We start from the raw sequence: 22,492 nt of genomic DNA on the forward strand, positions 1-22,492 counted from the left end.
ATTAGGATTAAACCAGGCCAGCCGCATTTTTCAGCGCTTCCACGATCACATTCGGGCCGAGTTTCAGTTTAAATGCATTGTATTTAAAAGCTTTCGCCCCCTGCATCGCAATTTCCGCCGCCTGCCTGAAAGTCTCCTCCGAAACAGTTTTGCCCGCAAGTGATCTCTCCGCCTCTCTCAACCGCCAGGGTTTGTGCGCCACGCCACCCATTGCGAGTCGCGCATCCCTGATCACCTTTCCATCCATAGTCAAAGCAGCAGCCACCGACACCAACGCAAAGGCATAGGAAGCACGATCGCGGACCTTAAAATAATGGGCGTTTTTACTCAATTCATTGTCTGGTATTTCGACTGAAATGATCATTTCATTGTTTTGCAGCACATTATCCTTCTCAGGCTGATTACCCGGAAGCCTGTGGAATTCTTCAAACGGAATGCGTCTTTCTCCTTTCGGACCTGCTACGATGACACTCGCATCCAAAGCCACCAAGGCAATGCACATATCGCTCGGGTGAACGGCAATGCACTGTTCACTCGTCCCGAAAATCGCGTGCATCCGATTTACTCCTTCCAGCGCGCCGCAGCCGGATCCCGGTTCCCGTTTATTACACGGAAGTGCGGTATCATAAAAATAAGGGCAACGCGTACGCTGCATCATGTTGCCGCCCACCGTCGCCATATTCCTGATTTGCGCGGAAGCGCCCGCATTCAATGCTTGTGAAAGAAGCGGGTGCTTTTCCAGGATCAATGGGTGATCAGCTACCTGGCTGTTCAATGCCAATGCGCCAATGCTGATTTTGCCATTTAGCTGCTGAATATCTTTCAAAGGGACCCTATTGATGTCCACCAGTTTGGTGGGCGCCATGACATTCCGCTTCATCAGATCCACCAGGTTAGTACCGCCGGCAATGAACTTTGCATGGGTACTGTTCGCCAGGCCATTGATAGCGGCCTTCGTGGTGGCCGCGCGCTCGTATTGAAATTGTATCATGATTTCCGCCCCCCGTTTTTAACTTCCTGAATCGCCTTCACAATGTTGGGATACGCCCCGCAGCGGCAAATATTTCCGCTCATAAACTCCTTAATGTCAGCCTCATTATTGGCATGACCTTCTTGAATGCAGGCGACGGCAGACATAATTTGTCCCGGCGTGCAGTAACCGCACTGGAAGCCATCGTGTTTAATGAAAGCCTGCTGCATCGGGTGGAGCTCCTGTCCTTTTGCCAGCCCTTCAATGGTGGTAACTTCCTGACCTTCATGCATTATCGCCAGACTCAGGCAGGAAAGCACGCGCTGGCCATTTACATGCACCGTGCACGCACCGCATTGACCATAGTCACAGCCCTTTTTAGTTCCGGTCAAATCCAGCTGCTCACGCAAGGTGTCCAACAATGTTGCACGCGGCTCCAGATTCAACTGCTTTTTGACACCATTGACAGTCAGGTTCACGGGGGTAGTTTCAAATGCGGTGCTCATTTTCTCTCCCAAATTGAATTCGGCTGCTTTGGCAACCGTCGCGGGCGCAACGGCTATCGCAGTCAGAATGGAAGTGGTTTTCAGAAAATCGCGCCGGGATTCGCTGGAAAGCTCTTTTTCAGGCTTTTCTGTCGATTTGTGTTTGTCCATGGTGATTGTTGATTAGTGCACGAGGCCAGGTGCCGGACGCTATAAAGATCGAGCCAGGCAGCCTTGATCTCAGGCAGTCTCATGACATACCTGAAGTCAATTTTGTTAACTTTTTTCCCGGATAGACGCCATATCAATGACGAAACGGTATTTCACATCGCCTTTGAGCAATCGTTCGTACGCTTCATTGATCTCCTGAATGTCAATCATTTCAATGTCCGCAACGATGTTATGCTCTCCGCAGAAATCCAGCATTTCCTGTGTTTCTGCAATGCCGCCGATCATGGAACCGGCAAAGCTTTTTCGTCCCATAATCAGGCTGAAAGCAGCAACGGGCAGCGGATTTTCAGGAGCGCCAACAAGCGCCAGCGAGCCGTCTACGCGAAGCAGATTCAGGTAGGCGTTGATATCATGCTCTGCCGAAACGGCGTCAAGAATAAAATTGAGCTTACCGGTGTAAGCACCCATCTGCTCCTCATCTTTCGACAACACCACTTCATCAGCACCAAGCCGCTTCGCCTCTGCAAATTTTGATTCGGACGTAGTGAATGCGATCACGTGGGCGGCCATTGCTTTGGCGATCTTAATCCCCATATGGCCCAAACCGCCGATTCCCACAATACCTACCTTCTGACCCGGTCCTACATTCCAGTGCCTCAATGGTGAAAAAGTAGTGATACCAGCGCATAATAACGGAGCGGTCGCCGCCAGATCCAGGTTTTCGGGAATGCGCAGGACGTAATTTTCATCGACCACAACACTTTCAGAATAGCCGCCAAAAGTGGGCGCGTCCAGATATTTGTCTGGCGAATTATAGGTGCCGGTCATTCCCGGCTCGCAGTATTGTTCCAAACCTTCCTGGCAATACTGGCACTCTCGACAGGAATCCACAATGCAACCCACGCCCACGATATCGCCCACTTTGAACTTGCTCACGTGATCGCCGACGCGAATAATTTTGCCGACAATTTCGTGACCCGGAACGCAGGGGTAAATCGTGCCGCGCCATTCATTTTTGGCGGTATGAAGGTCGGAGTGGCAGACGCCGCAGTACTGAATCTCGATTTGTACGTCGTGCGCAGTAGGAATTCTGCGTTGGATATCCATCGGATTTAAAGGTGCTTCGGCCGCTGCCGTGCCGTACGCTTTGATGTTTGTTGTTTCTATCATGATCGTGCACTTATAGTTAAACCTGTTCTTTTACAACTTTTGCCGGTATCCCGGCCACGACTGTATTCGGAGGAACGTCACGGCTGACTACCGCACCGGCCGCGACAATGGCATTTTCTCCCACCGTCACACCAGGAAGGATCGTGGCCGCGGCGCCGATCCATGCATTTCGTTGGATGACAATCGGTTTCGGGATGAGCGTAGTGCGGTCGCCGGGGTCGAGTGGATGGTTTTCGGAGGTAAGGTTCACTCGCGGACCGATTTGTACGTCGTCTTCGATCGTTATCCCGCCAATGTCCAGGAACGAGCACGCGTGATTGATAAACACGTTTTTGCCCAGTCGGATCGATCGGCCGAAGTTGGTGTAAAACGGAGGGAATATGGTAGTTGAGTCGTCTATTTTACTCCCAATGATTTCACTGAGTTGCGCTCGTACCTGGTCCAATTCCGTCGCGGTGGCATTCATTTGCACACATAACCGGATCGTCCGGGAAACTACCTCCGCGAACTTCCCGTATTCAGGATCATCTTTTCGAAGCAGTTCACCGGCCTGTAACCGCGCGAATAGGTCTTGTTCTTCATTCATTATATTCTCTTTATTCCAATTCGAACGTCACTGTCACATTACCCGATCCCACTGCTGCGGCAAGACCCGCGGCATCATCAATGCGCCCAAGCCTGGTGTAGGAATACGATGTCGGGAAACTCTTATAAAACAATACCAGCACGTTGGAGCCGTAGAGCATCAGATCTCCGTTACGGATCGTTCCGGGGTTCGAAGCATTGGCAGGAAGGTTGGACGGGAAATTATAAAGTTTCTCATTTCCGTTCAGCTCGCTCATGTTTACCGTCATTGGCAGCTTGGCTTTGAATGCCGTTACCGTGGCAGTATTCAAAAGCGTTGCTGAAAAAGTAGTTGATCCAATCCTGATCCTTAACCGGTTACCCGTTGAATCCCCAGGCGGCGTACTGGTTTCATCCACCTTTTCTTCCAGATTTTCGGCGGGAATGTTATCGTCTGATTTACAAGCCATGATACCCAGGAAAAATAGACCGAGCGCCATTGTCATCCAGTATTGTTTCTGTCTGAATGCGTTTCTCATTATTTCAGTTTTTTAAAAATTTCCAGCATCATGTCCGGGTCAAGCGAATTCATGTCCACGAGCTTTAAGGCTTTGACCATTTCCAATGTGGTTGTTTTATAATGCTGAAAATGCGGGGTTTTCAAATGCGACTGGTAAGCGGCGCTGTCGGCATAGATCTCTACGATCCGGATCTGATGGGGCTGCTCTTTGACAGACATTGGAAAAATAGCCACCACGCCCGGTTCCTTTTCGACCGACAATGTGGATTCTTCTTTCAAAATGGCATTATATTCCGCCAGAAACTCAGGTACGATCTCGATTTCCGAAATCCGCACCATCATATCCTTTTCAATGACGGGGCTCAAAGATTTCGAGATGATCGTCCGTAATGTATTCGCCTGCGTTTTGCTGACGTGTTTCTCCATCAGGTCTGCAATTTCGACGAGCTGGTTTTCGGTGATGCCCGTATTCGTACCCATTTTCACGTGAGCCTGCAATTGCGATGTGACGCCCGGCATAGCAGTCAATGCAGAAATAGTGACAATTTCCCGTTGGTGGAAAGTAAGTACTTCGCTTTCAAAAATGTCGGCAAACAAATGCTCTTTCAGGAATGCATCGATTCGGGGGGCAAATTCGCCGAAGCCGGGAGCTGGTTTAGTTTGTGGTGTTTTGGTCAAAGTTTCCAGCACTTTCCGGCCCTGCTCGTATTTGTTGGAAGGGTTTTTTTGGGTTAATGCTGCTTTTCCCTGGTTGTCATTCTTGCCGCTCGCCTTTCGCTTTTCAACGACATTCATCAACGTGCTGATCGCATTCAGGCTTCTTGGAAAACCGCAGTAAGCATAAAGCTGAACCAGGATTTCCTTGGTTTCCTCCACCGTCAGTCCCGCATCCAAACCTGCATTGAGCTGCGTCGATAAGCCTTCCATATCGCCAGTCGCAGTCAATCCGGAAATGATGGAAATGCTTTGCTGCTGAGGGGTTAAGGCCTGGTTTTGGACTGATTTATTTTGTGCCTTCATGGCAGTTGCGCTAAGAATGAAAATAAGCAGTAACAGAAGTTTGAACCGGCTCATGCTGATTGTTTTTTACTGTCTATTAACGACATTGTAATCTTCCTCCGAAACCGGTTTCAGCCAAACTACATTGGTCTCTCCTTCGTAGTTAGTGATCGCGATATGGACCATTTTCGTTTTTGCAGCCGCCCCGTGCCAGTGCTCTGTATTTTCAGGGATGTTGACAACGTCGCCCTTTTGAATGGGCTGGGCTGGTTTGCCTTTTTCCTGGTAAAAACCTGCTCCTTCTGTTACGATCAAAACTTGCCCTCTCGGGTGCGTGTGCCAGTGAGTGCGCGCTCCCGGCTCGAAAGTCACGCTGCCCATCATGAAATCGTTGTTTTTGTCTTTCGCGATCAGTGGCGTCAGAAACGCACTTCCGGTGAAATAACTGTCTGGTAACGGATTCCCTTTCGGAAAAAGAGGTGTGTCGGCCACTTGTGTCATGGTTGCCTGATTTTTAGTTTGTGAATATGCCGCAGTCGAAAGCATTGCCCCGAGCAGCACGTAAGTAATTGATTGATTGAAATGTATCATTGCCATACGATTATTGTGCCATTGAATAGGACAAAGGTCGCCCAAGCAGCTCACACCGGTTTTATACAGGTTACAGTTTTATATACCACTTTTACTGATTACACCTGTCATATAGAATCGGGCTTGCCGGTGGTGTTATATTTGGTCTGGAAAATGCAGGAATATGGAACAGGTAGAAAGAATAGATACGGTAAAGCAATACAACAACTGGATCGGCGTGGACACGCTTCATCCGCTGGTGAGCGTCATCAATTTCAATGAGATACCCACGGTGCAGCACTTTCGGCGCTATATGGGCATCTATGCCGTTTTTTTCAAGAATATCAAATGCGGTGACATCACTTACGGGTGCCAGCCCTACGATTACGAAGACGGCACGCTGGTTTTCATTTCGCCCGGACAGGTCTACGGCATCGATAGCAAAGGAGTAGTCACCAAACCCTCGGGTTATGCGCTGGTTTTCCACCCCGATCTGATCGCCGGAACACATTTGGGACGGGTGATCAAGGATTATTCCTTCTTTTCCTACGAGGTAAATGAAGCATTGCATTTGTCCAAAAAAGAAAAAGAAACGATTGTCGATTGTCTCGAAAAGATTAATGCCGAAATCGATCAGAATATCGACAAGCACAGCAAAACGCTGATCGTCTCCAATATCGAGCTGTTTCTGAACTATTGCATGCGGTTTTATGACCGGCAGTTTATTACCCGCAGCAATGTCAATAAGGACATTCTGATGCGTTTCGAGGAGTTGCTGAACGATTATTTCAAATCAGGAAAATCGCAGACAACAGGCCTGCCCAGCGTGGCTTACTGCGCGGAAAAGCTGCATTTGTCTCCCAATTATTTTGGTGATTTAATCAAAAAAGAAACCGGGCACACTGCGCTGGATTTCATTCAATCGAGGTTAATTGATGAGGCGAAAGTGAAGATGTTCGAAGCCAATCAATCGCTGAGTGAAATTGCTTATCAACTTGGATTTAAGTATCAGCAACATTTCACGAGGCTTTTCAAACAAAAAACAGGCGTTACGCCTAATGAGTACCGGCATCTGAATTAAATCTCCGCGGCAACTTCCATCCAACCCCCCGAAATTTTCCGACGGATTTATATAAATTGCCCTTCAACAAAACAATGCGCTTTATGACACCCACTACCTCCAACCCGAAGATCCACGAAGGCCGCAATTTGAAACGCTTCAGAGAGATGTTATCGATTAAGCAAGACGCACTTGCGTTTGAGCTCGGCGACGACTGGAACCAGCAAAAAATCTCCCTCCTGGAACAAAAGGAGAAGATCGATTCCGACATTTTGGAGCAGGTGGCAGCGATACTAAAAATCCCGGCCGAGGCGATTCGGAATTTCGATGAGGAGCAGGCGGTGAATATTATTTCAAATACATTTCACGAAAAGGCCTTTGAAAACTCCTTCAACAAAGGCACCATCAACTTTCATCCAGTCGAAAAGATTATCCAGCTTCACGAGGAGAAAATTGCGCTTTATGAGCGGATGTTGAAGGAGAAGGATGAGATGATGGGAAGGTTGGAGCGGTTGATTGGGGGGAGGTAGGCTTGATGACAATACTAACCAAAGGAAACCCATGCATGTTATCAACGGCACATTTTTGCTACGGTTTGCGGTTATCGTGATCCTGCTGGCGCATAGCGTGCCGGGTATGTTAGATAATGGCATCAACGATTTTGGAAACCTCTATTTGAATCAGGTGGGGTTTGCACCGGCCGGAGTGCCCATCGCCTGGGCCATAAAGCTATCTCATGTATTGTGCGCAATTTGCTTGCTTTTCCAAAAATATGTCAGGTGGGCAGGCGGCATTACCATATTAATCCTGCTTGCAGGTATTGTAATGGTACATTTCAAAGAAGGCTGGTTTGTAGTCGGCGGCGGGCGCAATGGAGTCGAGTTTAATTTCCTGCTGATATTCGTATTGCTAACGATTATGTTTCCTGCTGAGCTGAATAAATACGGCGGCAAGAAATGATCCCGAACACATTCGTATCACGTCTACCGACAAGTTATATTTGGAAATTAAATCAAGGTAAGGGCCGGTCTGAGTGTAAATAACCACCGGAAAATATATAAGCAATTATTGCTCCCGAATGCGAAAGATTCTGTCTCGGTCAAGCAGACCATTCGCTAATATATCCACCGATTCCATTGTAAGGCAACAAAGAAATCCAGCTATGAAAAACCTGATCTTACTATTCATTTTTCTAACCCTTTTTTCCTGTAAAAAAGACAGGTCGGCGGATCCGCAGCCAGCTATCCAGGATGCTTCCTTTGCATTCCAGGAGTTTAAGGTGGAAGGCGTTAGCCAGGAAAATATTTCTTTCGTCGATAGGATCATATTTATCAGGTTGCCTCTGGATTATGCGCACGGCAAAATAATATTGCCATCCATTAAAATGAATAAAGGCTTTAATCTTGAAACTGATATCAGCAAAGGTATCCGATATGAATCCAATGGCTTTTTCCTGGACGTTAGTAGCGAAAATTATGGAGATCAATCCTTTGGGATCTGTGTTATTCCTGCGGTTCCGTTAGATGTGAAAGGAGATACAGCGCAATATGAGGTAACCATTACGCACGATACGCATATCCAGATACCTATCGAGAATATTGGTAGTATTCCCTTTGTAGACGAGAAGGGTAACTTTCACTATTTCCCGATTGTGAGCATGAAAAGCAAGCGTTCAGGTGAAGTGTTTGAGATAATGTCTGCTATGTTCGTGAGCGAGGGATCGGTAAGTGACAAGATTTGGATCGACATTCCCAAAACAACTCCTGCGGATGTTTTTGATGTTACAATCCAGTGGGCAGGTAAGGTACTGGATCGGCCCGGACTAATTAAAGTCAAGCATGGAAAACCCGAAATTGATCAGGTTGGCGGATTTTTCGTGGCCGGGAGTCCTTTGTATACGCTATCGGGATTCAATCTGGACCCGAACCATACGTATGAGTTGCAACTTGAAAATGACTTTGCAAGTGCCGTTAAAATAGCACTGGTCAGAAAGGATTTTAATACCCTGGTTTTAAATATGCCCGACAACATCAAACCCGGTAACTATCACGCGAAGATTTTTATAGATTCAAAAGAATACCAGCCGCTATCCTATCCGTATCCGCCCTACGCGAATTTTAATTTCATGGCAGCCGAAACGCAACCGCATCTGAGAATCCTATCCCGGCCGTCGCTGCTGAAATCAGGTGTATGTTATTTTTATGAATCGACCAATGTTCTTCACAAAAGCGAGAATATCGTTGCTGATATTCGTTATCGGTATGATAGTGAAACTACCGCGGTATCACTTCGCATGAGGAACTTGGGGACAGGGCAGGAATACATTTTGCCAAGTACCGGTTCGCGGGAGACCGTACTTTGTTGGGGACCCACATTCAGTCAATTTCCAATTCCGGCATCAGTTCCCAAAGGCAGGTACGAAGTCTACGCGATTGTCGGTAATGATCTCAAAGATCCCAAGCAAACCAGCGAGAAGTTAGGCCAGATCGTCACCATCCAGTAAAGACAGATACGGGCTTTCATCAGACCGGGTTTTCAGATATTTCTTACAATTTACGGCTTCCTAATATCCATTCTCAAACTTATGAGCCTTCCTGTCGTAAAGCAGCAGATCGCCTGGGTATCGTTGATTCCCCAGCTAGGATTTATGGCCCTTTTAACGGCGGTCTATTATATAATGGGAACTGATCAGTTTGTGATTTTCGGGGCAGGCACTTATCTCGTAATATCCAATTTGCTCCGGTTCCTTGCGTTGAAGGATCATAATCAAGCTGTTAAATCTCTCAAAGCGGGTGAGTTCAGAAATGCAATCCCCGGGTTTCAGTCTAGCTATGATTTTTTAAATAGCTACCCTTGGATTGATAAGTACCGCTATTTGATTCTTCTGAGCTCCTCGAAAATTTCATTCAGAGAAATGGCATTGAATAATATCGCCTTTAGTTACACTCAAATTGGAGAAGGTGAGAAAGCGATTTCTTACTACAAGCGAATGCTGGCAGAATATCCGGATAGCGATCTCGCAAAGGCTGCACTGAATTTCATCGATGCGATCCGAAAGGATGGTTGACAGTGTTAGAGCAGAAGGGGCTGGTCGATCGAATAATCTGTCAGAGACAAAATGCTTCGTTCACAACTGCTAACGTTGTCAGTTACCAACACTTTCGATATTTTTATTGATAATAATCAACATTATGGCAACCAAAAAGCTGGTTCTTCTGCCTAGATTTCTGAAAATACTGGAACAACTCTGCGAAAACATAAAACTGGCTCGCAAGCGTCGGAAACTTACGACCATTCAGGTGTCTGAACGGGCAGGAATAGACCGCACCACACTGTATCACATTGAAAAAGGTAATCCGAGTGTTTCTATCGGGGCATACTTCAAAGTTTTGAGGGTTTAAAATCTGCACGAAGATTTTCGAAAACTAGCCGCAGACGACGAGCTGGGAAGGAAGTTGCAGAATTTGAAGTTGCTTGGTAAGTCGAGCGAATAACTGCTTATTAAAAAAGGCTTCAAAGCTTTTCCGCATGAGGTTGGAAGAGTTTTCGTAAGATGACAGAATAGGCTCCGAAGTTAAATCGGAGCCTATTATCGTATCACTTCCGTTTACTCGCCACGGTTTTAATTCTCCCCTGAATATTTACATGCTCCGGATAAATAGGTCCAAAGTCGGAATTCCGGTCCTCCATTTGGTAACTAACCTCAAATGTTGCCTGGATTTCACGGGTGGTCGAATCGTAGCTTGTTATTTCGACCCAGCTTTGTTTGCCAGCGTTCAGCTTGTAGTGATCTTTACCCGCGTCGCAGTTCATGCTGGTAAAATCAGTAACATTGTACTCGTACTGCATGCCGCTGGCGTATTCATTCAGCGATAGGCGTCCGATCTTTAACGGTACTCGAAAGTAGAAGCTTTCAAATATGCATGGCTCAATGTGGGCGCGGGTAAGAAGCGATTGAATGCTGATACTGATTTCTTGTTGATCGCTCACGGAGTTGGGAGGGTTCCATATGTGGGCTGTCGTCTCCAGAAACGGTGCATGGTCCCATGTATGTCCGTTGAAGCGGGCATCAATTTCTCCCCCCTGGATTTCCGGAATGTAAGTTTTGATTTTATCGCCGTTCATACTTTGCGGATATTCGCCGTCATAGGTCCAGGGGTCAAAGGCTTTTTCCTTTCCATCCTTGCATGCTAGGCCAAGGGTGAGAAGGAGAAAGAATAGAGAACGCGTTGCTAAGCTTTTGCTCATTTGGTTACTACGAATGGTTTGCTGATCGTTTTTCCGCCGTGGGTTAACCTGCAAATATATAAGCCGCTTGTCAATTTGCTAATGTCCATGTGTTCGGTGTGATTTCCTGAGGGAACGTCTTTCACTGGTTTAGAAATATGGCTCCTTCCCAACAGATCGAACAGCTCTACGTGAATGTCGGACTTCTGGCTTATTGAATAGTTTATTTTGATTTTATTATTTGCAGGGTTCGGAGACACAGAATAGAATGCAGTTTCCGATTCTGATTGTGTGACTGGTGTTTCGGTAGTCCGACATCCCGGACAAATGTTGACATTCACCGTTTTGCTAGTGGTATAGGTTTGGGCCTGATCAGTTATGATCACGCATCTCAGAAACAGCGAGCCATTCTGGCTTTCGTTTACGTAGTAATCCATCATATCCCCGCCTCCCCAATACGTGTTATAGGTGAAGCCATCGAAACTGTACTGCCATGTAGTGGATACGATGTTCCGGCAGAAGTAAAGAAGTTCCCAACGGTAATTGCCGGAGCTGCCGATTCCGCTGGGGCCGTCGATCGTGGCGTGAAAAGGAGTTCCCACCGAAGGACGGAAGTTGACCACTTTCCAACTTGTTTCCGAGATAACGCGTGCAACGTGGTTGGTACCCGGTGTGCCAATGGGTGTCCCGGCGATTTGAATATATGGGTTGGAAAAATACATGATGCGATTGCTCAGGATATCAAACGTATGCATCATCGTCCGGTTAGCACCAAACTTATACCCGTGTGAATAAGCGGGCGGGTTGGTGTCGCCTTCATGGCGACCGCCGACAAGATGCCCAAGTTCATGGGTAAATGTGTAACTGGCGGTGTGGCTGGAAGCTGTGGCCAGAACGACTGCGCAATAATTCGTATTATCAGCCGGGATGGTTATTACTGAGCCGACTGTGCCACCGAAGTTTGCATCGATAAGACCGATAACTAAATCGGCATTAAATTGATTTCTGAGATTCTGGATCGTTGCATTATCGCGTAGTCGTGCAGCCGCCTCACCTGCGCTTGCCGCCGTCTCCGGGCTATTACTGGAAAAAGTCACCAGCTGCGTTCCGGCAAGCGTAATTTTATTTGCAAGCTCCGTGGCTCCTGAATTATCGATTGTCTGATTGTATTGCTGAACAGATAAGGTGATGGTCTGGCCAATATTCGCTACGGCGCTAGCCGCGGCTGCGGTGTATGCGACGAAAACCCGCATGGGCTCAGAGCAAACGCCCATTCTCGCATTTTCGTCTTGGTCATTATGCGCCGGATCCTTCGCATCCGGTAGGGCAAATCCGCCTTTGTCGGCATCGCAGTGCGCTTCCAGGTCGTTCCTGTCTTCCTGCAGAACGGAAATTCCGTTTTCTAGAGTGAAAACTTGAAAATGACGATTATTAAATCTGAACGCACCGAACAACTGTCCCTTTTCGCAAATAAATAGGGCTGTGGAAACTTCATCCTTCGAAACGCCCATCCATTTGAATTCCGTCTCGGACTCTACATCGACCTGGCGGGCATAATAGGTTAGTTCCTCAGACGACCCAGGAATATTAAAGGTGAGCACTCCTTTTTTCTGGATTTTGGCGAGGTCTCCGATCTTTACCGGCAAAACCTGCTTGTACAATCCTGTTCGCTCCATTTGCTGAATTTTGCCAGCCCTTTGCTGTGAAATTTTCGACAAATCATCTTGTGAAGCCAGGGAAAACAAAGACGTGGTAGAGTTCGCCTGCTGACCGATCGCATTTTGAAAGGCAAAAAGCAGGCATGCCATAATTATGTAAGTCATCCATCCACCTGACCTCAGGATCTCCTGGTGTTTTGGGAAGCGAAATTGGTACATGTGTCGCATAAGTTTGTCTCGATTGAATTGTTAAGATGTGAAGTAACAACCAGACACAAATAAGTAACAAACGGTTGCTTGAGATTTAATTATTTACATAAATTTTTAGATAAATCATGGAAAGATCCCGTACAACAAACAGGTATAGCAACTAAACAGAAAAATGTCTCGTACCTGGGTGAGGCGCGCTGACGGAAACTTCTTCGACCCGATAGTTTTCAGTTCTCTCTCTGTGAGTGCAGCGCGATTCACTTCCTTCCTTCGAATTTTGAAGCCGAAGAAAGGGTCCTTTTGTAAGAGTCCGAGTTTTATTAAGCTTAATACAATCTTCTTACAATAGGCTATATACCGCATTGTCGTATTATGGCCGCACTTTTGGTCGGACCGTGTATTCTCTTTGGTTCCGCTTTTGCGGCCTGCCGCAGAATTCCACTTTTCGGGCTCGCAGGTCCTCTTTGTTGCTAATTCGATGCGATGGCCACTGGCGGTTATCCGTAGGTAAATGGGGAGGTCTCCTGAAACATAATTGCTCCTTCTTTTCAGGTAAAAGAGCACAGAGAAACTGTTTGTGAACATAGCAATCTGATTTTAATGGATGATAAAACTAGGATTGCGACCGTCAGAAAATCGAGATGTTTAATGCCTGAACATGCTGAAATCACCTGAACATGCTAAAATCAAGTGAGTTACAGGCATTCTGGTGGGCACTTTTTTATCAAAACTGCTGCTCACTAGATGCTCACCAGAATTTTGGCAAAACATGCATATTTCGGCACTTTCGACCAAAGAAAAAAGGCCTGCAAATCGTTGATTTACAGGCCTTTTGATACTTTTAGTATTGAACTAAGTGGTCACGTAGGGATTCGAACCGCCCGGCGGCCCGGCCCAAACCTCCTGATCCGTACCGCGGTGGCGGACCACTCAGATGAAATCTAATAAAAAAAGCGCCAATCTTGTGAAAGGCGCCTTAATTCGTGGTCACGTAGGGATTCGAATCTACGTTATAACTTATTGATTTTCAATGCGTAAATGTAGCTCAGAAGGGCTGCTCACCGGCTGCTCACCTGATTTTGGGATTGGTGCAATCGATGAATTAAATTAAGATATAATTTGCTTATCGACAATGATTTGATGAATTTTTGTTTGGAAATCAATTTGGGGTTCGATTGTCACGAACGTCGCAAGCTGGTGTTGGGGCGACACTCTATTAAAATTTCAGCTACAAAATATCGCCGTTCTCATTTACCTTGACAAGATACATGGAGCTTTCCTGCTCATTGGGGCAATCTTTGTAGCTCGTGCCAACGAATAAAATTGAGTTGTCTTTCAACTGAGAAGCGAAGGTGCCGAATCCACGTTCTGGGAAACACGTTTTGTTACGCCTTCCCAGACGTTTAGTCCATTTCATGACGCCTGTTTCATCAAAAAGCGTTAGCAGTAAGCCATTCCAATGTGTAAATCCTGACCCCGTAACAAAGTGTCCGGTAGAAGTACTGCTTACCCAATTTGAATGGTCCGAAGGTATTGGAAATTCATTTGAAAACTTGCCGGTGGCATCGAGCAATGTGAATGCTGGGCCAGGGCCATTGGTAAATATATAGTTTTCAGTCGCTGCCATATAGGTGCCGCCAACAGCGCTCATTGGTGCACGAAGTCGGGATTTACGAAGTATGAGCTTGCCTGAGAAATCAGTTTTTAAGACAACCAGAGAGTCATAGCAGTTAGCGCAGCCATTCAAACTAGTGCCTGATGCTGCAAACTGGTATCCGTCGGGCAATGGAAGAATATTTCCGGCGCCAAAAAAGCGCTCCTTGTTGAAAACTTTTCTCCACGAAAGGGTGCCGTCTGCATTTAGTTTGATCATGGAAGTAAAACCTATTTTAATGCCATAACCTTCCAGGTCGCCTTCCTCTTCAGCAATAATGATAATTCCTCCGTCCGAAGAACTCCGTATATCAATTGATACACCCATGTCCAGCGGGTACGATTTCGTCCATTCAACATTTCCGGTACTATCGGTTTTCATAATACATAGTGGCCCCCGATAATCATATTCATCCCAACTTCCAGCCATTAAAAGCCCTCCATCTGGCGCGACGTCGATTTTGCGATAGACGGTACTATGACTATCTGACCAGTATTTTGTCCATCTTAGTCTCAGGTTTTTATCGAATTTGGATAGATACAGCTTCGCGTCCGTTTTATCGTTTGTGTTGCCCATCACGTAAATCGAACCATCTCTTGCCTCTGCAAAATCTGTTGGCTTGGTAATCGAAAGCAGATCAACATAACGCTCTTTGATCCGTACCACGATCTTTTTGTTAAGTACGACCGGTGTTGTTCCTGGCCTGGATACAGCCAGTTTGACTTCGTATTCGCCTGGTTCGGTGTAGGCATGTGTTGTATGCCGGCCGCTGTTCGTGTTACCGTCTCCAAAATTCCATTCGTAGGCTACACCAACCGAGTCAGAGCAGTTTGTAAAAGTGATCAGTGAGTCGATTGCAAAGTCCTCAACCGGTGAAAGAGTAAAACAAACCGATATTTTTTCTTCGGCGGGTACCGGGACTTGCTTGTCTTTTTTACAGGATGAAATGACCATTGCAAGAAGCAGAACAACCTTAATATAACGCATATAGAGATGAGGTGTTTTAAGTAAATCAAAATTACGGAAACTAGTAGTCACCGCAAAACACGTTTTCTTTCAGAAAGCTCGCGCGAACGTCCGGTTTCATGCTTACTATTATATGGTAGTAGTCCGCACCCACGCGGACGTCGGCCCGAGCTTAGTTGAATTAGGCGCGAAATTCAAATGGGAAAATTCATCTTCGTTCTAAATAACTTTTTGAAAGGTTTGGTCACTTTCAACTCTTTTCGACCAAACTCGACTTTCTCCAAACAGCCTATCGACAACCATCAAACCTTTCAATCCTAAGGCAAATTTACCTAGGATAGGTAAATCTCATCTCTATAAACTAGTTTCACAAATCGACTCGACCGCCAAGTTTCCAAGACCTTCAACCGATTCGAGCCGCCTGCTTTGCCCGTCTGGCCAGATGTACGATTGTAATACAATCGCCGGTTGCTGCGCACCCGATCTGGCCTTCCCCTCCAAAGTCGGTCCAGGTTTGTGAAGGAGTTTTTAATATTTGAAAGTGTAAATAGGATCGTGATGAAAGAAGAAAAATCGAACACGACAAAGCTTGTAATCTTCCGGTTAACGCCCAATGAGTACGCCAATCTGAAAGCCAAACGCGGCCACACCACATGCCAGAAACTTACATTGATTACCGCACGAATTCTTTTTCCATGGAAGTGCGTTAGGTAAGCAGTATAGTGCGAAGGTGATTGCCGAGCGATGCATCTAGGATTATTTTGCTCTTCATCAGCAAAAGTCTTAAAGATGGAGAATATAAGTCGCATCAGTTGAATAATGTAAGAAGCAGAAGAGCTGGCCGTTAGGACTTTGAGGTTCGTTGATCATCCTATCTAGAAATTTCTTATTAGCTGCGACTGCTTCATAACCTTTGTTGAACCTAAGAGATTTATCTTTGAACCATCTTCCTTCGTCCTTAACTACAACTCCGGCATGAATAGAATCGTGATTTTAGGTAACGGCTTTGATATAGCACATGGACTTTTGACTGGTTATCGCGACTTCATTAAATATCTTCGTAATGAATTTGTTGACTTTGTAAATGCTTGTAGCCATGAACAAATTTCCAAATTGCATCCACTTTTTTATTTCACATCTGCGGAAGCTATACTTATTAATGGCACCGAGCCTCAATTTTTTGCTTTTAAACATAATGAAGAAGTAATAAAATCTTGGGAAGAACTATGTGCGCGAGTTTCTATTAGATACAATGGCAACGATGTGTGCAATGCACAGGTGTCTTTTAGAAATCTACTGCTTGGCTATGTTTTTACAAGTTCAAGCAGTACCACATGGGGAGGATTTGAAAATGACTATAAAGATGTCCTCACAAGAATTATGCAAGGCAAACCTAATAGCGCAAACGGAATCATCCCAAAAAATTATACTGCCAAAAACTTAAATGATGACCTCAAGCAGATAGTTGAACTCTTATACAGATATTTGAAGGACCAGATAACTATCCCTAAAACATTAGATAAAAAAATTCTATCAAAGTTGCTAAGCAAACCAATAAGAAAATCGAGGATGGATAGCAAGCATGTTCCTAGATATGGAGAAATTTCAATTATCAATCACCACGAAGAGCCTGACAATTTGGAAAACGTATTATTCCTCAGTTTCAACTATACTGCGACAATACAAAACTATCTATTCAAATCGGAAAATTTTAATGCGATAGACAATTGCAACTTAGATTATAATAGTAGTAATAGGATTACGACCTCATTGAGGTACATACATGGCGACCTAGATGATGGCAGCTCTGACTCGCTAATATTTGGTTACGGTGATGAACTCGACGAGAGTCAGGCGATTCTTGAAAGGTCAGGTGATGAATTCTTAAAACACATCAAATCAGTTCTGTATACTCGTAGCCCATACTACAGAGAAGTCATTGATTTCGCGGATGCAGGTCACTTTGATATTGTTATTTACGGTCACTCTTGTTCCAATACAGATCGAACACTTTTGAATGCGCTATTTGAACATGAAAACTGTATTTCAATCCAGCCTTATTTATACGACCTGAGCGACACGTCAATTTATATGAACATCTACCGTTGCTTCAAGGATAAACAGCTCATGCGCAGGAGAGTAGTCGATCAAACTAGCACTATTCGTGGATAGGTATTACATCCATATCTCATATCATAATTCGACCTATTTGCAAATCAGCGCAACGAAAAATACAAAGCAAAAAGTGACGACCGCAAATCCATCGGCTATTTACCGCGGCTAGGCGCCCCCGGCTCTCGCCGCTCCTTAAACCGCCTCATGGATTTGCAGCCAAGGGGATAAACCCCGTCACTTTTTACTTTGTGTGACTTACTTATGCCCTGACTTCCAAGAAAAATCATTTGGACAATTTCTCCCTCAGTGATCTCATATCCTCGCTTATCTTCCGATCCACGATTTTAGCGTAAATCTGCGTCGTCCGAATATTGGAATGCCCTAGCATTTTGGACACGCTCTCCATTGGAACACCATTTGAGAGCGTAACCGTAGTCGCAAATGTGTGCCGTGCAATGTGGAATGAAATATTCCGGTCGATGCCGCAAACCGCAGCTATCTCTTTTAGATAAGCATTCATTTTCTGATTGCTCGATACAGGCAGTAGCTTGCCACTAATTTCACATTGCGGCTCATGCTCGTATTTAGCGATAATCTGTAAAGGCACTGGCAGGAGTAATACCCTGGATTGAGAATCTGTTTTCTGCCGGTTGATGATCAGCCACTGCTCGCCATCCTGCCCGATCGTAATTTCCGAACGGGTGGGTTTTTGCACATCCACATAGGATAGCCCGGTGTAGCAGCTGAAAAGGAAAATATCCCGCACTTGTGACAACCGGGAAGATGGGAATTTCTTATTAGCTATCACTTTAAGTTCCTTTTCTGTAAGTGCTGCACGGTTCGTTTCTTTCTTGTGCACCTTGTATCCAAAGAATGGATCTCTGGGCAATAATCCCGTTTTAATCAGACCTAGAACAATTTTCTTGCAGTAGCCTAAATAGCGCATGGTGGTGTTATGCCCGCATTTCTTTTGGGTCTTAAGCCAGAATTCAAAGTCTGTGATGAATTCGTAACTCAGTTTTTCAATCTCAATGTCCCCTAACTTGAATTTCCATTTGATATATTCCTTGGTGTGCTGGTACGAAGTATTGTACCGCAAGATGGTGCCATGTGCATAGTCGGTGCCTTTCAATTCGACAAGCCGCGCATTATGTTTGGCGAACTGTTCTAGGAACATGATCTTCTTTTCCGCAACACCAGTGACCGATGCTTTCAAGGCCTCAATGGTAATCTCATTACCTGTGGACATTAATTGCCGGTGCGCTTCATAAACTTTTGCCTGGAAGGTATCAAGGTAGGCATTAAGCAACCGGGTGTCTTCCCGCGTCCCGTTTTTCCTGCCCGCAGCCGCATTCCACTTTTCCGGCTCGCACTCCCGCTTTGTAGCCAGCTCAAACCTTTCACTTCCAATCGAAACCCGAATGTAAATCGGTAGCGGGCCGGATACATAGTTGCTTCTCTTCTTAAGATAAAAAAGCATCGAGAACCTGTTTGTCAACATAGCAATCTGTTTTAATGGTTGATAAAACTACGACTGCAACCACCCAAAAATCAAGATGTTTATGCCGTAAACAGGTATGAGACAGCCATTTACAGCGATTCTGGTGAGCACCTTTTTTGGCCCCTTTTGCCTGCTCACCAAATGCTCACCAAAACACTGCGAAAACCTGTATTTTTTGGCGTTTTTTGACAAACAAAAAGGCCCGTAAATCATTGATTTACAGGCCTTTTGATGCTTTTTAGTATTGAACTAAGTGGTCACGTAGGGATTCGAACCGCCCGGCGGCCCGGCCCAAACCTCCTGATCCGTACCGCGGTGGCGGACCACTCAGATGAAATCTAATAAAAAAGCGCCAATCTTGTGAAAGGCGCCTTAATTCGTGGTCACGTAGGGATTCGAACCCCAAACCTCCTGATCCGTAGTCAGGTGCTCTATCCAATTGAGCTACGCAACCGTTTCCGAATTGGACTGCAAATGTAGGCGATGAATTCCGCAGTCGCAAATGTCCGTAGATAAATTTAAGAAAATTTTTCGCAAAATCTGCTAATTACCCTGAAAATCAGGCTTTCTCTTTTCTAAAAATGCAGCAATCCCTTCCGCTGCGTCCTTGGTCCCGAACAGCGTTTCCTGACTTTCCCGCTCTCTTTCCAGCATTTGCGGGAGGTTGGAATGCATCGATTGGTTGAATGCATGCTTCATCGCCCCGACGGCCTGGGTTGGAGCATGGCGGTAGTGGGTAATGAGCCTTTCGGTCTCTTTGTCGAGGTGCTCCGGTGTTACTGCTTTTGCGATAAGGCCTATTTCCTGCGCTTCGACTGGGTATATACGTCTGCCGGTGGAGGCGAGCTCGAAGCTTCGGGCGATACCGATGAGGCGGGGCAGCATGAATGTGGCCCCGGCGTCGGGCATGAGGCCTATTTGCACGAAGAGGAGGCTCATGTAGGCGTCTTCGGAAGCGATGACGACATCGCAGGCTAACGCGAGTGAGCAACCGGCCCCTACAGCGAGGCCATTCATGCGGCATACTACGGGTTTCGGGATGTCCCGGATGGCGTTGATCATGGGTTCGTAATAGTCCCGCAGGATTTCACCGGCACTTTTGCCGGATGCAGCGGCCTCTTTCAAGTCGGCGCCGGAACAGAATGCTTTGTCGCCCGTAGCAGTGAGTAGCACCGCGCGGACTGAATTGTCGTCGCCAGCGGTTTGGACGGCCATCGTGATCTCAGCGATGAGCGCAGGGCTCAGCGCGTGGTACACATCAGGACGGTTTAGGGTGATCCTTGCGACACCGTCGCTTTTTTCGAATATGAGGTGTTGATACATGTTGCGAAGTGTTTTGTATCAAAAGAAAAAATAAACCGTGCCGCTACTGACGAGCAGCCCACAAAAAATACCGGCGATGATCTGCCCGGGCGTATGGGCGTTCAATTGCAGTCGTGCGCTCATGATCCAGCCGCTGATGAGTATGGTTAGCAGCAATGGTGTCAGCAGTGCCAATTCATCAAAACGGACCATCAGTCCGGACAACATGCCGATCGCCCCGCCGATACCGGTAGCATGGGCGCTGATCTTCCAGAAATTGCTGATCATCGTAACCAGTATCAGTGAAAGGGTTACGCTGGCCAGAATCACCGAAATCTGCGGCGCCAGCTCACTGATTGGTTCCAGTTTCCAGCCAAACACATAGGTAGCGAGCGCATAAATCACAATACAGGAGAAATATGGCAAACGGCGCTCAGCGGCATCTTCCACATATAGCGACGTAATCACACCTGTCTTTTTAAAATAAAACATCATGATCGCGGGTGCTATGAAGGTGTTAAGCCAAAGCAACAACAGCAAGCTACCCAGCGCAGGCAGTTCGAATGCGCTTACGCCCACAAGGTCGGGCGCGAGGAGAAAGAGTAGTGCAAACAGGTACGTCGTGAGTATCAGCGGGTGGAAGACCACCGATAATAGGATAGCAATTCGGTTATTCAAAACAGCAGGTTTTTAATCAGGATGATGAGGACAAAATTAAGCTGAAAACCAGACTGTACAATCATTGCGCTTCACAGAAAAGTAAGTTGCCTGTCTACAATAGGTTTTCGTGACCGAATTTGTAATTTTGCGCCTCATTCGTAAAAAACCGGGCATTTATCCGGCATTCATTTAAAGATTGAATTGATCAAAATGGGACCGTTGCAAATCAAAGAAATTTTACAAACTGCGCCTGAAAACCAATCGGTTGTCGTAAAGGGCTGGGTAAGAACAAAAAGAGAAAGCAAAAATGCGATTTTCGTCGCGTTGAATGACGGCTCAACCATACACAATATCCAGGCAGTGGCTGAACCCGGTCAGTTTGCTGCCGAATTGCTGTTGACAGTAACCACCGGGTCGTGCCTGAAAGTAACCGGAGAGCTCGTTGAATCACAAGGGTCGGGGCAGGCGGTGGAAGTGAAAATCGCGGATATCGAAGTGTATGGCACGGCTGATCCGGAGCAATATCCCTTGCAGCCAAAAAAGCATTCGCTGGAATTCCTGCGCGAGATCGCCCACCTGCGTCCGCGGACAAACACGTTTAGCGCGATCCTTCGCATTCGCCACGCATTGGCATTTGCAGTGCATCAGTATTTCAATGATAAGGGCTTTTTCTACCTGCATACGCCGGTCATTACCGCTTCGGATGCAGAAGGTGCCGGCGAAATGTTCCGGGTAACCACGCTCGATTTGAACAACCTGCCCCGCACGGAGGAAGGCGCAATTAACTATAAAGAAGACTTTTTCGGACGTGAAGCGAACCTGACGGTTTCCGGCCAGTTGGAAGGCGAGCTGGGAGCGATGGCGCTCTCTAAGATCTATACATTCGGGCCGACATTCCGCGCCGAAAACTCCAACACCACGCGCCACCTCGCGGAATTCTGGATGATTGAGCCGGAAATGGCGTTTTTCGAACTGGAAGACAATATGGATTTGGCAGAGGATTTTGTCAAAAGCGTGATTTCCTATGCTTTGACCAACTGCAAGGACGATTTGAATTTCCTTCAAAATCGTCTGACAGAAGAAGAAAAGAATAAACCGCAGAACGAGCGTTCATTACCATTGCTGGAAAAACTGAGCTTTGTAGTCGACAATCCGTTCGAGCGTTTGACTTATACCGAAGCGATCGAGATCCTTTTGAAATCGAAGCCGCAAAAAGAAGGCAAATTCCAATTCCCGGTGGGCTGGGGCATCGATTTGTCGAGCGAGCACGAGCGTTACCTGGTAGAAAAGCATTTCAAAAAACCGGTGATCCTCACCAACTATCCGCGCGAGATCAAATCATTCTATATGAAACTCGATGAGGATGGCAAAACGGTACGTGCGATGGACGTTCTTTTTCCCGGCATCGGCGAGATCATCGGCGGCAGCCAGCGTGAAGAAAATTACGAGAAACTGCTCGGCCGCGTGAAAGAAATCGGTATCGATCCTGAAAACCTGTGGTGGTACCTCGATACCCGCAAGTTTGGAACGGCGCCGCATTCGGGCTTCGGACTGGGCTTCGAGCGCCTCGTGCAGTTTGTGACCGGCATGGGCAACATCCGCGACGTGATCCCATTCCCGCGTTATCCAAAAAGCGCAGAATTCTAATTCTACAAGCTGTTACCTTTTTCATGGCTTTACGTAAAGAGTA

Annotated in this window: 22 protein-coding genes and 1 tRNA gene; 8 read left to right on the plus strand and 15 right to left on the minus strand. The window is 46.4% G+C overall.

From position 1 onward, the window contains the following. Nucleotides 1–7 precede the first annotated feature (7 nt). From LZD49_RS17020 to LZD49_RS17050, 7 genes are all read right to left on the minus strand, one after another. Nucleotides 8–991 (minus strand): xanthine dehydrogenase family protein subunit M, encoded by a 984-nt coding sequence (locus tag LZD49_RS17020; RefSeq protein ID WP_234668768.1) that lies wholly within the window; start codon nucleotides 989–991, stop codon nucleotides 8–10. Further along, nucleotides 988–1,626 carry a (2Fe-2S)-binding protein gene (locus LZD49_RS17025; protein WP_234668769.1) on the minus strand — a complete coding sequence of 213 codons (639 nt, stop codon included), beginning with the start codon at nucleotides 1,624–1,626 and terminating at the stop codon, nucleotides 988–990. Before LZD49_RS17025 ends, LZD49_RS17020 begins: the two co-directional genes overlap by 4 nt. A gap of 105 nt (nucleotides 1,627–1,731) precedes the next feature. Beyond that, nucleotides 1,732–2,796, minus strand: a complete 1,065-nt coding sequence (locus tag LZD49_RS17030; protein ID WP_234668770.1) for an NAD(P)-dependent alcohol dehydrogenase — start codon at nucleotides 2,794–2,796, stop codon at nucleotides 1,732–1,734. Nucleotides 2,797–2,812: 16 nt separating this feature from the next. Further along, nucleotides 2,813–3,382, minus strand: a complete 570-nt coding sequence (locus tag LZD49_RS17035) for a sugar O-acetyltransferase (RefSeq protein ID WP_234668771.1) — start codon at nucleotides 3,380–3,382, stop codon at nucleotides 2,813–2,815. Between the two features lie 10 nt (nucleotides 3,383–3,392). Then, entirely contained in the window at nucleotides 3,393–3,899 is a 507-nt protein-coding gene (locus LZD49_RS17040; protein WP_234668772.1) for a cyclophilin-like fold protein, read from the minus strand. After that, a complete protein-coding gene (locus tag LZD49_RS17045; protein ID WP_234668773.1) occupies nucleotides 3,899–4,954 on the minus strand; it encodes a carboxymuconolactone decarboxylase family protein in 1,056 nt (351 codons plus the stop codon). Before LZD49_RS17045 ends, LZD49_RS17040 begins: the two co-directional genes overlap by 1 nt. Nucleotides 4,955–4,966: 12 nt before the next feature. Beyond that, a complete protein-coding gene (locus LZD49_RS17050; protein WP_234668774.1) occupies nucleotides 4,967–5,470 on the minus strand; it encodes a cupin domain-containing protein in 504 nt (167 codons plus the stop codon). Between the two features lie 163 nt (nucleotides 5,471–5,633). Between LZD49_RS17050 and LZD49_RS17055 the strand changes: the two genes are divergently transcribed. From LZD49_RS17055 to LZD49_RS17080, 6 genes are all read left to right on the plus strand, one after another. Then, nucleotides 5,634–6,530: an AraC family transcriptional regulator gene (locus LZD49_RS17055; protein ID WP_234668775.1), complete on the plus strand. Its 897-nt coding sequence runs from the start codon at nucleotides 5,634–5,636 to the stop codon at nucleotides 6,528–6,530. Nucleotides 6,531–6,613: 83 nt separating this feature from the next. After that, the gene (locus tag LZD49_RS17060; RefSeq protein WP_234668776.1) at nucleotides 6,614–7,039 is read left to right on the plus strand and encodes a helix-turn-helix transcriptional regulator; all 426 of its coding nucleotides are present in this window, start codon (nucleotides 6,614–6,616) and stop codon (nucleotides 7,037–7,039) included. Between the two features lie 31 nt (nucleotides 7,040–7,070). Then, nucleotides 7,071–7,469, plus strand: a complete 399-nt coding sequence (locus tag LZD49_RS17065; protein WP_234668777.1) for a DoxX family protein — start codon at nucleotides 7,071–7,073, stop codon at nucleotides 7,467–7,469. Between the two features lie 202 nt (nucleotides 7,470–7,671). Then, entirely contained in the window at nucleotides 7,672–9,012 is a 1,341-nt protein-coding gene (locus LZD49_RS17070) for a hypothetical protein (protein WP_234668778.1), read from the plus strand. A gap of 81 nt (nucleotides 9,013–9,093) precedes the next feature. Then, entirely contained in the window at nucleotides 9,094–9,576 is a 483-nt protein-coding gene (locus LZD49_RS17075) for a tol-pal system YbgF family protein (protein WP_234668779.1), read from the plus strand. 124 nt (nucleotides 9,577–9,700) lie between these two features. Next, nucleotides 9,701–9,910 carry a helix-turn-helix transcriptional regulator gene (locus tag LZD49_RS17080; RefSeq protein ID WP_234668780.1) on the plus strand — a complete coding sequence of 70 codons (210 nt, stop codon included), beginning with the start codon at nucleotides 9,701–9,703 and terminating at the stop codon, nucleotides 9,908–9,910. Between the two features lie 196 nt (nucleotides 9,911–10,106). Here LZD49_RS17080 and LZD49_RS17085 read toward each other — a convergent pair whose 3' ends face one another. From LZD49_RS17085 to LZD49_RS17095, 4 genes are all read right to left on the minus strand, one after another. Then, nucleotides 10,107–10,757, minus strand: a complete 651-nt coding sequence (locus LZD49_RS17085; protein WP_234668781.1) for a hypothetical protein — start codon at nucleotides 10,755–10,757, stop codon at nucleotides 10,107–10,109. Continuing rightward, entirely contained in the window at nucleotides 10,754–12,613 is a 1,860-nt protein-coding gene (locus LZD49_RS17090) for a M12 family metallo-peptidase (RefSeq protein WP_234668782.1), read from the minus strand. The genes LZD49_RS17085 and LZD49_RS17090 overlap by 4 nt, the downstream gene beginning before the upstream one ends. A gap of 114 nt (nucleotides 12,614–12,727) precedes the next feature. Continuing rightward, a complete protein-coding gene (locus LZD49_RS36085; RefSeq protein ID WP_409021331.1) occupies nucleotides 12,728–13,189 on the minus strand; it encodes a hypothetical protein in 462 nt (153 codons plus the stop codon). A gap of 643 nt (nucleotides 13,190–13,832) precedes the next feature. Next, on the minus strand, nucleotides 13,833–15,245 hold the full coding sequence (locus LZD49_RS17095; RefSeq protein ID WP_234668783.1) for a PKD domain-containing protein: 1,413 nt from the start codon (nucleotides 15,243–15,245) through the stop codon (nucleotides 13,833–13,835). A 954-nt stretch (nucleotides 15,246–16,199) separates the two neighbouring features. Here LZD49_RS17095 and LZD49_RS17100 point away from each other — a divergent pair. After that, nucleotides 16,200–17,396, plus strand: a complete 1,197-nt coding sequence (locus LZD49_RS17100) for an AbiH family protein (RefSeq protein WP_234668784.1) — start codon at nucleotides 16,200–16,202, stop codon at nucleotides 17,394–17,396. A 226-nt stretch (nucleotides 17,397–17,622) separates the two neighbouring features. Here the strand turns inward: LZD49_RS17100 and LZD49_RS17105 are convergent, their stop codons facing one another. The 4 genes from LZD49_RS17105 to LZD49_RS17120 form a co-directional block, all read right to left on the minus strand. Further along, nucleotides 17,623–18,840, minus strand: coding sequence for a site-specific integrase (locus LZD49_RS17105; RefSeq protein ID WP_234668785.1), 1,218 nt, complete (start codon nucleotides 18,838–18,840; stop codon nucleotides 17,623–17,625). A gap of 380 nt (nucleotides 18,841–19,220) precedes the next feature. Beyond that, nucleotides 19,221–19,294 (minus strand) — tRNA-Arg (locus LZD49_RS17110). Nucleotides 19,295–19,383: 89 nt separating this feature from the next. Next, entirely contained in the window at nucleotides 19,384–20,163 is a 780-nt protein-coding gene (locus LZD49_RS17115) for an enoyl-CoA hydratase/isomerase family protein (RefSeq protein ID WP_234668786.1), read from the minus strand. 18 nt (nucleotides 20,164–20,181) lie between these two features. Continuing rightward, nucleotides 20,182–20,820, minus strand: coding sequence for a hypothetical protein (locus LZD49_RS17120; protein WP_234668787.1), 639 nt, complete (start codon nucleotides 20,818–20,820; stop codon nucleotides 20,182–20,184). A gap of 192 nt (nucleotides 20,821–21,012) precedes the next feature. Here LZD49_RS17120 and asnS point away from each other — a divergent pair, with 192 nt between their 5' ends. After that, complete coding sequence (gene asnS / locus LZD49_RS17125; protein ID WP_234668788.1) at nucleotides 21,013–22,449, plus strand: asparagine--tRNA ligase; 1,437 nt, start codon at nucleotides 21,013–21,015, stop codon at nucleotides 22,447–22,449. Nucleotides 22,450–22,492: the final 43 nt, after the last annotated feature.

The organism is Dyadobacter sp. CY261, assembly GCF_021440085.1.
Lineage (GTDB): Bacteria > Bacteroidota > Bacteroidia > Cytophagales > Spirosomataceae > Dyadobacter.

What these genes read in the sequence shown, in the direction of transcription:
- LZD49_RS17040 (WP_234668772.1), bottom strand. Translation starts at nt 3,899, where the DNA reads ATGAGAAACGCATTCAGACAGAAACAATACTGGATGACAATGGCGCTC.
- LZD49_RS17080 (WP_234668780.1), top strand. Translation starts at nt 9,701, where the DNA reads ATGGCAACCAAAAAGCTGGTTCTTCTGCCTAGATTTCTGAAAATACTG.
- LZD49_RS17095 (WP_234668783.1), bottom strand. Translation starts at nt 15,245, where the DNA reads ATGCGTTATATTAAGGTTGTTCTGCTTCTTGCAATGGTCATTTCATCC.
- LZD49_RS17065 (WP_234668777.1), top strand. Translation starts at nt 7,071, where the DNA reads ATGCATGTTATCAACGGCACATTTTTGCTACGGTTTGCGGTTATCGTG.
- LZD49_RS17070 (WP_234668778.1), top strand. Translation starts at nt 7,672, where the DNA reads ATGAAAAACCTGATCTTACTATTCATTTTTCTAACCCTTTTTTCCTGT.
- LZD49_RS17050 (WP_234668774.1), bottom strand. Translation starts at nt 5,470, where the DNA reads ATGATACATTTCAATCAATCAATTACTTACGTGCTGCTCGGGGCAATG.
- LZD49_RS17085 (WP_234668781.1), bottom strand. Translation starts at nt 10,757, where the DNA reads ATGAGCAAAAGCTTAGCAACGCGTTCTCTATTCTTTCTCCTTCTCACC.
- LZD49_RS17045 (WP_234668773.1), bottom strand. Translation starts at nt 4,954, where the DNA reads ATGAGCCGGTTCAAACTTCTGTTACTGCTTATTTTCATTCTTAGCGCA.
- LZD49_RS17020 (WP_234668768.1), bottom strand. Translation starts at nt 991, where the DNA reads ATGATACAATTTCAATACGAGCGCGCGGCCACCACGAAGGCCGCTATC.
- LZD49_RS17100 (WP_234668784.1), top strand. Translation starts at nt 16,200, where the DNA reads ATGAATAGAATCGTGATTTTAGGTAACGGCTTTGATATAGCACATGGA.
- LZD49_RS36085 (WP_409021331.1), bottom strand. Translation starts at nt 13,189, where the DNA reads ATGTTCACAAACAGTTTCTCTGTGCTCTTTTACCTGAAAAGAAGGAGC.
- LZD49_RS17030 (WP_234668770.1), bottom strand. Translation starts at nt 2,796, where the DNA reads ATGATAGAAACAACAAACATCAAAGCGTACGGCACGGCAGCGGCCGAA.
- LZD49_RS17115 (WP_234668786.1), bottom strand. Translation starts at nt 20,163, where the DNA reads ATGTATCAACACCTCATATTCGAAAAAAGCGACGGTGTCGCAAGGATC.
- LZD49_RS17055 (WP_234668775.1), top strand. Translation starts at nt 5,634, where the DNA reads ATGGAACAGGTAGAAAGAATAGATACGGTAAAGCAATACAACAACTGG.
- LZD49_RS17060 (WP_234668776.1), top strand. Translation starts at nt 6,614, where the DNA reads ATGACACCCACTACCTCCAACCCGAAGATCCACGAAGGCCGCAATTTG.
- LZD49_RS17035 (WP_234668771.1), bottom strand. Translation starts at nt 3,382, where the DNA reads ATGAATGAAGAACAAGACCTATTCGCGCGGTTACAGGCCGGTGAACTG.
- asnS (WP_234668788.1), top strand. Translation starts at nt 21,013, where the DNA reads ATGGGACCGTTGCAAATCAAAGAAATTTTACAAACTGCGCCTGAAAAC.
- LZD49_RS17075 (WP_234668779.1), top strand. Translation starts at nt 9,094, where the DNA reads ATGAGCCTTCCTGTCGTAAAGCAGCAGATCGCCTGGGTATCGTTGATT.
- LZD49_RS17105 (WP_234668785.1), bottom strand. Translation starts at nt 18,840, where the DNA reads ATGTTGACAAACAGGTTCTCGATGCTTTTTTATCTTAAGAAGAGAAGC.
- LZD49_RS17090 (WP_234668782.1), bottom strand. Translation starts at nt 12,613, where the DNA reads ATGTACCAATTTCGCTTCCCAAAACACCAGGAGATCCTGAGGTCAGGT.
- LZD49_RS17025 (WP_234668769.1), bottom strand. Translation starts at nt 1,626, where the DNA reads ATGGACAAACACAAATCGACAGAAAAGCCTGAAAAAGAGCTTTCCAGC.